The organism is Sediminibacterium salmoneum NBRC 103935 (assembly GCF_000511175.1).
In the GTDB taxonomy this organism is placed as follows: Bacteria; Bacteroidota; Bacteroidia; order Chitinophagales; family Chitinophagaceae; genus Sediminibacterium; species Sediminibacterium salmoneum.
The window spans coordinates 2572642-2582933 of sequence record NZ_KI866530.1; the positions used below are offsets into that span (position 1 = coordinate 2572642).

The following is a 10292-nucleotide window of genomic DNA, read 5'->3' on the forward strand; positions in this document are numbered from 1 at the left end:
ATTGAATATCTACCTGAAATAAATTTTAAAAAATTATATAATTCACCACAATGGAAAATAACACTTCACTACAACAGCAACTACTGGAGGCCGGCGTACACTTTGGTCACCTGAAAAAGAAGTGGAATCCAAAGATGTTGCCTTACATCTTTGCTGAGAAAAAAGGTATTCACATTATTGACCTTAACAAAACTGTTGACTACCTACAGGAGTCTGCAGCTGCTATTAAGCAGATTGCTAAGAGCGGTAAGAAAATCATGTTTGTTGCTACCAAGAAACAAGCAAAAGAAATTGTTACTGAATGCGCTAAGCGTGTAAACATGCCTTATGCTACAGAGCGTTGGTTAGGTGGTATGCTTACCAACTTCAACACTGTTCGTAAGAGTGTGAAGAAAATGCAGAGCATTGAAAAAATGTTGGCTGACGGAAGCGCAGAAAGCTTAACCAAGAAAGAAAGATTAACCCTTTCCCGCGATAAGGATAAGATGGAAAAAGTATTGGGCGGTATTGCTCAGTTGGGCCGTCTTCCTGCAGCATTATTCTTAGTTGATATTGGTCACGAGCATATTGCTTTAGCAGAAGCTAAGCGTTTGGGTATTACTACTTTTGGAATGGTTGATACCAACTGTGATCCTAATAAAGTTGACTTCGCTATTCCAGCGAACGACGACGCTACTAAGTCTATTGCTATCATCACTAACTACATTGTTGCTGCTATTGCAGAAGGTTTGGCTGAGCGCCAGGCTTCTAAAGATGAAGAAGAGTCTGATGACAACAACAATGAGAACGAAGCAAGAGCTCGTCGTTTGGAAGCTGAAGCACAATCTGAAGCTGGTCGTGGTGGAAGAGGCCGTGGTGCTGCTCCTGCCGGTGGTCCTGGTGGTGCTCCTAAGCGTCGTACTCCGGCAGGTGGCGGTAACCGCAGACCTGCAGGTGGCGGAGCCAGATAAGCTTTATTATTGAATCTTTTAAATTGAAATAATTATGTCAACTGCAACTATTACAGCTGCCGATATAAATAAATTACGTCAGGCCACTGGTGCCGGTATGATGGATTGTAGAAAAGCTTTAACTGAAACCAATGGTGATTTTGAAGCTGCGATTGATTGGTTACGTAAGCAAGGCCAGAAAGTGGCTGCTAAGCGTAGCGACAGAGAAGCAAAAGAAGGAGTAATCATTGCTCGTACTTCTGCTGACAACAAAGTTGGATTTGTCGTTTGCATTAGCTGTGAAACCGACTTCGTTTCTAAGAACGCTGATTTCGTTGCCTTCGCTACTTCTATTGCTGATGCAGCGGTTGCCAACAACGTTAAGAGTGCTGAAGAACTAAACGAAGTAAGCATCAATGGTGCTAAAGTTGCCGATATGATCAACGATAAGTTGGCTGCGATTGGTGAAAAAATTGGTGTTGCCAAGTTCGAAAGAATTGAAGCTCCTTATGTTGCTTCTTATATCCACGGTGCAAACCGTATGGGTGTATTGGTAGGATTAAGCGCTGAAGCTCCTGAAGCTGGTAAGGACGTAGCTATGCAGATTGCTGCTATGAATCCACTTGCTGTAGATGCGAACAGCATCCCTGCTGATACCATCGAAAGAGAAAGAGCGATTGTGTTAGAAACCATGAAAGCTGATCCTAAAATGGCTGGCAAACCTGAAGATATGGTAGCTAAAATTGCTGAAGGCAAATTGAATGCATTCTTTAAAGAGAATACATTACTTGCTCAGGCATTTGTAAAAGACGGTTCTATTACTGTTGAAGCTTACTTAAAGAACGCTGGTAACGTCACTGTTACTGAATTCAAGCGTGTTGCTTTAGGTTAAGTTTAATTACAATTAGAAAAATATAGGTCCCGCAGCTATGCTGCGGGATTTTTTATTTGGCAACAATCTTATTTTTCCATTGAGTTTCGAATTTGGTATGGAAGTCTGTTGACGCTAGTGCAATAAGCGTACTACCTCCTGCCCATAATGATATAGCACTCCAAAAATTTTCGTGAACATAAGCAAATCCAAGTCCATAAGCAACGAATCCAATAATTTGACTGGTGGCTCTCAACAATTGTTTTCCAGTAGTTAATTTTCTAATCCCATCTATTTTATCAAATAGAATAGTTCTGTTGGCTTTAACGGTCAAATCTTTTAGCTCAATAGTGTTTTCATTGATTTTGGTGATTCGTGCTTTGAAAACAACTCGCGTATAGCCAGTATCTAATGGTTGTATAAATACAGCACTGGGTCTATTTTCATACTCGTTATTCAATTGTTTAAAACTAATCAATACTTTATCCCCTTCTTTAATGCGAGTTGATTTGCCGTTTTTGCTGTTGGTTTGTTCTATCACCCATTCTTGGGCCAATATAGTATTGCTAAAATAAATGCAGAGCAGGAACAAGAGATATCTTTTCATGAATGATTTTTTACTAACCTAACTAAGTTTTGGATTACATTTTTTATTTATTCGTTTGGGGTTTAAAAATGATTTCATTTAACAATTATTCAATAAAAAATGGAATTAGAATTCAGTTTGGTGACTCATTAAAAAATAAGGTTATTTGCAGTATAAACAACCTCTAGCTATGCTACCAAAATTCAAACGTATCCTCTTGAAATTATCCGGAGAAGCTTTATTGGGCGATCAAAGAAACGGTGATCCCTTTAACCCCAAAATCATTGAGCAATATGCGCATGATATTAAAAGGGTAACTGATCTGGGTGTTCAAGTGGCCATTGTAATTGGTGGTGGAAATATTTACAGAGGGATGAACGAAGCTGACAGTGGCATTGAAAGAGCGCATGGCGACTACATGGGAATGCTGGCAACTGTAATTAATGCCATGGCCATGCAGGCGATGTTGGAAAAAATAGGGGTTTATACCCGTTTGCAAAGTGCGATTAATATGGAGCAGGTGGCTGAGCCTTATATCCGCAGAAAAGCTTTGCGTCATTTAGAAAAAGGACGTGTAGTGATTTTTGGTGCAGGAACCGGTAATCCCTACTTCACTACAGATACAGCTGGTTCTTTAAGAGCCATTGAAATGAAGGCGGATGTTATTCTGAAAGGTACACGTGTAGACGGCATCTACAGCGCAGATCCTGAGAAAGATCCTACCGCTACCCGTTTTGAAAAATTGGGCTTCCAGGAATGTATTTCTAAAAACCTGAAAGTGATGGACATGACAGCTTTTACCTTATGCATGGAAAATAAGCTACCCATTATTGTTTTCGATATGAACACCCCGGGTAACCTCTTACAGGTTGTGGAGGGGGCCAATGTAGGAACGCTGGTAAGCTAATTGCCCGTTCGTGTAATAATACCCTATGATTCATCAACCGTTGGTAATTTAGACCTGATGCGTAAATTAATCCTATCATTCCTGTTAATTCCGATGGCTGCCCAATTTGGGTTTGGCCAAAACAGATTAAGCTTATCTGATGCAGTGTCCATTGCATTAAAGAACAGCTATAATATTCAGCTGGCTAAAAACAATGTAGAGATTTCTTCCATCAACAATCATATGGGTGTAGCTGGTGGACTTCCAACCGTTACTGCAACAGTGAATGATGTAGAGAATATTACCAGCATTGATCAGAAGTTTCCGGATCCTTCCAGAAATGTTACTAGAAGCGGCGTTTCTTCTAATAATATGAATGCCAACGTTACAGCGGGCATTTTACTGTTCAATGGATTCAGGGTAAAAGCAGCCCAACAAAGACTGGCTGAATTGCAGAAGATGAATGAAGACATGCTGAATGCGCAGATTCAAAGCACCATGGCTGCTGTTATGACCAGTTATTACGATGTGGTTCGCCAGCAGAATCTTTTAACTACGATTGAAAAATCTATTGAAGTTTCTCAGCAAAGAATTGATGTAATTAAAAGCAGAAAAGAAGTAGGTCTGGCCAATAATGCCGATTTATACCAGGCTCAGATAGATTTAAATGCATTGGTGCAATCCAAGCAGGCACAACAACTGATTATTGATCAGGGAAAAACCAACCTGCTGAGTTTGTTATTTGTGAGTCCTGATACAACTGTTGTTATTAGTGATACCATTGTTGTGGATGAGAAAGTAACCCTTAGTCAAATTAAACCTTTGGCTTTGAAGAATCCTCAGATTGCAGCAGCAGAGCAGCAAATTAAAGTGAATGAATTGCTCGAGAGAGAAACAGCTGCTTTGCGGGTACCAACATTACGCGCTACAACCGGCTTTAACTTTACGAATACCAAGAGCGGGGCGGGTTTCATTTTAGAGAACAGAAGCTATGGCCCATTTCTGGGTGTGAACCTGGCCATTCCAATCTACAATGGTTTAATCAGCAAGAAGCAACAGCAGGTAGCAGAAATTAATACCCGAAATGCTAAAGTACAAAGAGACCAGTTTTTATTGAACATTGAAACAGGTACGGTTCGTACTTATCAGGCTTATAGCAATGCTTTGGCGCAGTTAAAAACGGCCAAGGAAAACCAATTGTTGAGCAAACAACTGTTAGACCTGGTGATGCAGCGCTTTCAATTGGGACAGGCCACCATTATTGATGTGAAACTGGCTCAGCAAAGTTTTGAGAATGAATCCTACAGATTGGTTAACTTGGCATTCACAGCCAAGGTTGCCGAAGTAGAACTAAAGCGACTGGCAAATATTATTGAGCCATAATTTCAACATAGTGTCTGTTGCTATTCAATCTAAACTACCTCAGGTAGGTACTACTATTTTTACGGTAATGAGTCATCTGGCTAATGAAGCTGGTGCAGTAAATCTGGGACAGGGTTTTCCGGATTTTTCTATGAGTGCAGAACTAACCAGTCTGGTTAACAAAGCCATGCAGGATGGGTTTAATCAGTACACCCATATGAATGGGTATCCTCCCTTGGTAAAAGCTTTGGCGGCAAAAGCTAATAAACTATACAATGCATCCATTGATGCAGCTGCTTCTATTACCATTACACCGGGTGGCACTTATGCCATTTATACTGCACTAACAACGGTTTTGCAACCCGGAGATGAAGTGATTGTTTTTGAACCAGCCTATGATTGTTATATTCCCACTATTGAGTTGAACAAAGCCATTGCTGTTCCAATTCAATTGCAGTACCCCAATTATGGAATTCCCTGGGATGAAGTAAAAAGCAAAATCACTTCGCGCACCCGAATGCTTGTGATTAATTCGCCTCATAACCCAACAGGTGCAGTACTTTCAGCGGAAGACATGCAAATGCTATCCGGTATAGTGGAAGGAACCAATATTATTATACTTAGCGATGAAGTGTATGAACATTTAATTTTTGATGGGATTGAGCACCAGAGTATTTTAAAATACCCTCAGTTATTCGAGCGGAGTTTTGTTTGCTTCTCTTTTGGTAAAACCTATCATTGTACCGGATGGAAACTGGGCTACTGTATGGCTCCCGAACAGCTAATGAAAGAATTTAGAAAAGTACACCAGTTCAATTGTTTTACCTGCCCTACACCTCCACAAGTAGCATTGGCAGAATATATAAAAAATGAAGATGCTTATTTATCTCTTGGTCCATCCATGCAGACGAAGAGAGATTATTTCAGGGTTTTAATGCGGGATACGCCATTTACTTGCATTCCATCTCACGGCAGTTATTTTGAATGTTACAGTTATGCCAGCTTCAGTCAATTATCCGATAAAGAGTTGGCCATTAAACTCACCAGAGAGTTTGGTGTAGCCACCATTCCGGTTTCTGCTTTTTACCAGAATGGCCAGGACAATAAAGTGCTTCGTTTTTGTTTTGCCAAATCAGAAGGAACTTTAGAAAAAGCGGTAGAGGGGTTGCGTAAACTTTGATTGCACATATTTGTCCAGTTTTGACTTCTATTTGTTCAATTAAATGAACACTATTGTTTATTTCTTTACTGTGTTGAAAAGCAGTAAAAAAAATACTCATCGTGGGCAGTTGCTGAAGCGTCTGGTTGCCGAGAATGGCATATCTATATCTAAGCTGGTAAAAAAAGTGGGCATCAGCAGATCCAGCTTTTACAATCATATTGAAGATCCGGATTTATCAGTTGATATTTTAATAAAATATGGTCAGGTTTTGCACGTAAACATTCTGGATATGATTGCTCCATTGGATGGTCAACTAATGTCGGATGCGCTTACTTATTATCCAATGGAAGAAGAACCCAAGAACCTGCGAGAAGCTAATTTAATTATTCAGTCTCTAAGAAAAAAGTATATCGCTTTATTGGAGGAGAACAAATTATTATTGGAACAGCTCAATCAGAATAATTAAAATGAATTCTGACTCATTTAAAATAAGATTATTATTTGCCGATCATCAGGAAATATTTCTTGATGGGCTAAAGCAATATTTTGGGTCTTTGCAAAATGTAGAAATAGTTGGGCAATGCGGTATTAATCAGGATCTGTTGAATGAAATAGCGAATAGCAAGCCCAATCTGGTTATGCTGGATGCGAATCTTCCACATATACATTTGCCTTCTTTGGTACAATCCATTCGGAATCTGGATGATAACATTTTGATTTTTGTTCTGTACAGTCATTACAGTGAAGAATTACTTCTGCGTATTCTTTCTGCAGGTGTAAATGGAATTGCCACTAAATATATTACGAAAACCGAATTGGAGACGGCCATTTTTCAGCTGCTCAATCTTCAAAAATTCTTTTGTGTTTTCACAGCCGTGCATTTGCAGCAATTGATACAAACCAATCGTTTTCATCCACATGTAAAAATATCCGAACCGATTTTTACGGACAAGGAGAAAAACATACTACAGTTGTTGGCAGCTCAATTAACCAGCAAGGAAATTGCTGAACGGTTGGGCATGAGCAGCAGAACCGTAGAGTCTTACCGAAAGTCCATGCAAGAAAAAACCGGCTCGAAAAATTCGGCCGGCTTAATCCTGTATGCTATTAAAAATGGAATTATTCCTATTCAGGAAGTTTAGTTACCATCTACCGTCTCCGTCGAGCAGGTTGCCCAATCCTCCTAGAATACTTCCTTCTTCTTTTCTGGGTCCTACACCGTATTGTAGAATTCTGCCTGCCAATCGGCTGATGGGTAAGGTTTGAATCCAAACAGTTCCTGGTCCGGACAGGGTGGCAAAGAATAAACCTTCGCCTCCGAATATGGTGTTCTTGATCCCACCTACAAACTGAATATCATAATTAACGCTGGAAGTGAAACCAACAATACATCCGGTATCAATTTTCAGGGTTTCTCCGGGATGCAAGTCTCTTTTGAATACATGCCCTCCGGCGTGGAGAAAACTCATGCCATCACCTTCCAGTTTCTGCATGATGAATCCTTCTCCTCCAAATAAACCCGTACCCAGTTTGCGCTGAAATTCAATACCTACGCTTACTCCCTTGGCTGCACATAAAAAACTATCTTTCTGACAAATGATGCGATTGTTATACTGTGATAAATCCAAAGGAATAATCTTTCCGGGATAGGGTGAGGCAAAGCTTACCCTGCGTTTACCATGGTTCACATTGGTAAATGCGGTCATGAATAAACTCTCACCCGTTAGCATTCTCTTTCCGGCATTCAACAGCTTTCCAAAAATGCTGTTGTTTTGATGTGAACCATCACCGAACATGGTTTCCATGATAACCCCATCGTCCATCATCATGAATGCACCCGGTTCGGCAATAGCCGTTTCATTATAATCTAATTCAACTTCAACAAACTGCATTTCCTCTCCAAAAATGCGATAGTCTATTTCGTGATTCTGCATGGTTTAATTTTTAGCTAAATTAATTTTTTGTTCTCCCATCCACACTTTTTTGCCCTGTAATTTTTTTACAGCGAACATAATTCCAACAAAAATGAAGAACAGGGGTCCGGTGAAGCCAAATAAAGCTACATACTTGGTACCATAGAATCTCTCCATAGGTCTTCTTAGTCTTTCAGAAATCAGGTACATACTTGGTACCATAATTAAGGTTAAGAAGAAAGAGAAAATTAAACCGAAAATAATAGTCCAGGCCAAAGGTCCCCAGAATACCACAGAGTCTCCTCCAATGAAAATCTTGGGATCTAAATGCGTGAACATAGAAACGAAATCGATATTAAAACCAATCGCCAATGGGAACATACCCATCATAGTGGCCAGCGCCGTTAGTAACACCGGAATGATTCTGATTTTTCCGGCTTCAATGGCTGCTGCTCTGGTTTTGTATCCTCTGCCTCTTAATTCATCGGTAAACTCAATTAACAGGATACCGTTTTTAATTACGATACCAGCCAATCCAATAATACCCACACCCACCATGATGGTTGCCATACTCATGCCTGTTAAAGCATAACCCAGGAATACACCAATGATAGAGAAGAATATTTCTGTTAATACAATGAAAGGCTTACTTAAACTGTTGAACTGTAAAACAAGGATTAAGAAGATAATTAATAAAGCACTTAGCAAAGCCGTACCCAGGAAGGCACTGGTTTCAGCCTGTTGCTCTCCTTCACCGGTTTGCTTGATAGTGATATCTGCAGGAATCTGTGTTTTTGCTTTAAACTCTTCAATTTTCTTGGTCAACGCCTTATTGATCTCAGGAGTTAAACTAGGATCGGTAACGGCTGATTGAATCTGAATGGTTCTTTTCAGGTTCTTTCTTTTTACGCCACCTGCTGTGTTGGTGTATTCAATAGTTGCCACACTGCTCAATGGAATCTGTTTGATAGCCCCGGTAGTGAAATCTCTGAATACAATACGCATATTCATCAATTCATTGATGTCATTACGCGATTTTGCATCGAAACGAAGCTGAATCTTGTATTCGTCTTCATCATCCTTCAACTTACTCACTTCCTTTCCAAATACCGCTGTTCTTAATTCAGAGCCAATTTGAGCCGTGCTAACTCCTTCTGATAATGCTCTTTGTCTGTCAATATTTACCGTGATTTCAGGATTGTTTAAATCAATATCCATTCCTAAACTCTGCATTCCTTCCACACGGTTGGTGTCTAAGTGATTCAATAACTGAATAGCTGTTTTTGCCAATGCATCAAAATTATCTCCACTCACTTCAATGTTTACAGGAGGCTCTGTTGGAGGACCTGCGTCTTCCTGTCTTACTTCTATGGAAGCACCTGGTATTCCTACCATCTGCTTTCTGATTTCATCCTGGAATGGAGCCGAGCTCTTGCCATGTCTTTGTTCAAATTCAACAAATGACACCTGAATTCTACCTAAATGTGATTGTGTGCTTCTGTTATTGTCTCTTGGATTATTTGCCCCTACAGCAACGTTAGAAATAACACTCTCTACAATGCTTCCTTCTTTTCCAGGCTGGTCATTACCTAAAATTTTATATACTCTGCTTTCCAGCACTCTTAGTACTGAATCGGTTGTTTGTGCTTTTGTACCAATTGGCATTTTCAAATACACATATACAAATTTTGGATCTCCGCTAGGGAAGAAAGGTTTGGGGTTGTCTCTTAGAATTAATAAAAACAAAGAGATAGGGAACAATACGAATAAGCCGATTAAAAGATATACAGGTCTTTTTCTAACCAAAATATATTGTAATAGTTTTTCGTATCGGTTCATTAAACCGGGTAATGCCCTCTCCTGGAAGAAATGTATAATACCTCTTAAAACATATCTCTCTAATATTACCAATAGTGCCATGAAAATCAGGAAGTTCCCGAATCCATGCCATCCAACCAGGTTGAATAAAACCCCAAGTATAATAGATCCCCAGAACCACCATTGTTTAAATATGGCATTCTTGGGTGATTCATATTCTCTTCCTTCCGGCTTCATGAAACTAACCGCAAATACGGGGTTGATAAAGAAGGCAACTACTAAAGAGGCAGCCAATGTTAAGATTAACATGATGGGTAAGTAAATCATAAACTTACCAATGATTCCCTTCCATAAAAGCAATGGGAAGAAAGGTGCTAATGTGGTTGCTGTACCTGCCAGTACCGGTATGAAAACTTCACCTGCTGCTTCTTTGGCAGAACGTACAATTTTTACTTTTCCATTCTGATAAATTCTATGGGTGTTCTCAATTACCACGATTGCATCATCCACAATAATACCCAAACCAAATAGTAGGGCAAAGAGTACAATGAAGTTTAAGGTAATGGCACCACCTGCTATGAATTCACCCAATGGTAAAAACATGAATGAAACGAAAACCGATAGCGGAACGCTTAATGCAACAAAGAATGCATTCGTAACACCCATGAAGAACATGAGGATTACCAATACAAGGATAAATCCGATAATGATGGTATTCACCAATTCATTAAAGGAAGTCTTTGTGCCTTTACTCTGATCTCCTGT

The 10292-nt window shown here is 39.7% G+C and carries 10 protein-coding genes; 7 read left to right on the top strand and 3 right to left on the bottom strand.

Going from position 1 to position 10292, the window contains the following annotated elements; all coding sequences use genetic code 11:
* The first annotated feature begins 50 nt into the window (after positions 1 to 50).
* Positions 51 to 950: a 30S ribosomal protein S2 gene (gene rpsB / locus P767_RS16960; protein WP_037351790.1), complete on the top strand. Its 900-nt coding sequence runs from the start codon at positions 51 to 53 to the stop codon at positions 948 to 950.
* A gap of 34 nt (positions 951 to 984) precedes the next feature.
* Entirely contained in the window at positions 985 to 1821 is an 837-nt protein-coding gene (gene tsf, locus P767_RS0111955) for a translation elongation factor Ts (protein WP_026764693.1), read from the top strand.
* Positions 1822 to 1873: 52 nt separating this feature from the next.
* On the opposite strand, the gene P767_RS0111960 is transcribed toward tsf, so the two are convergent.
* Positions 1874 to 2407: a hypothetical protein gene (locus P767_RS0111960; protein WP_157611516.1), complete on the bottom strand. Its 534-nt coding sequence runs from the start codon at positions 2405 to 2407 to the stop codon at positions 1874 to 1876.
* Between the two features lie 169 nt (positions 2408 to 2576).
* On the opposite strand from P767_RS0111960, the gene pyrH reads away from it, so the two are divergent.
* Genes pyrH through P767_RS0111985 form a run of 5 tightly spaced genes read left to right on the top strand, consistent with a single transcriptional unit; the run spans position 2577 to position 6938 of the window.
* Positions 2577 to 3293, top strand: a complete 717-nt coding sequence (gene pyrH / locus P767_RS0111965) for a UMP kinase (RefSeq protein ID WP_026764695.1) — start codon at positions 2577 to 2579, stop codon at positions 3291 to 3293.
* Positions 3294 to 3350: 57 nt separating this feature from the next.
* Positions 3351 to 4655 (top strand): TolC family protein, encoded by a 1305-nt coding sequence (locus P767_RS0111970; protein WP_026764696.1) that lies wholly within the window; start codon positions 3351 to 3353, stop codon positions 4653 to 4655.
* A 10-nt stretch (positions 4656 to 4665) separates the two neighbouring features.
* On the top strand, positions 4666 to 5814 hold the full coding sequence (locus P767_RS0111975; RefSeq protein ID WP_245586883.1) for a methionine aminotransferase: 1149 nt from the start codon (positions 4666 to 4668) through the stop codon (positions 5812 to 5814).
* Positions 5815 to 5857: 43 nt separating this feature from the next.
* Positions 5858 to 6262, top strand: a complete 405-nt coding sequence (locus P767_RS0111980) for a helix-turn-helix domain-containing protein (protein ID WP_026764698.1) — start codon at positions 5858 to 5860, stop codon at positions 6260 to 6262.
* Between the two features lies 1 nt (position 6263).
* Positions 6264 to 6938 (top strand): response regulator transcription factor, encoded by a 675-nt coding sequence (locus P767_RS0111985; protein ID WP_026764699.1) that lies wholly within the window; start codon positions 6264 to 6266, stop codon positions 6936 to 6938.
* On the opposite strand, the gene P767_RS0111990 is transcribed toward P767_RS0111985, so the two are convergent.
* Both P767_RS0111990 and P767_RS16965 read right to left on the bottom strand, forming a co-directional pair.
* Positions 6939 to 7730: a TIGR00266 family protein gene (locus tag P767_RS0111990; RefSeq protein ID WP_026764700.1), complete on the bottom strand. Its 792-nt coding sequence runs from the start codon at positions 7728 to 7730 to the stop codon at positions 6939 to 6941.
* Between the two features lie 3 nt (positions 7731 to 7733).
* Positions 7734 to 10292, bottom strand: a 2559-nt coding sequence (locus P767_RS16965; protein ID WP_245586884.1) for an efflux RND transporter permease subunit, incomplete at its 5' end; no start/stop codon positions are given.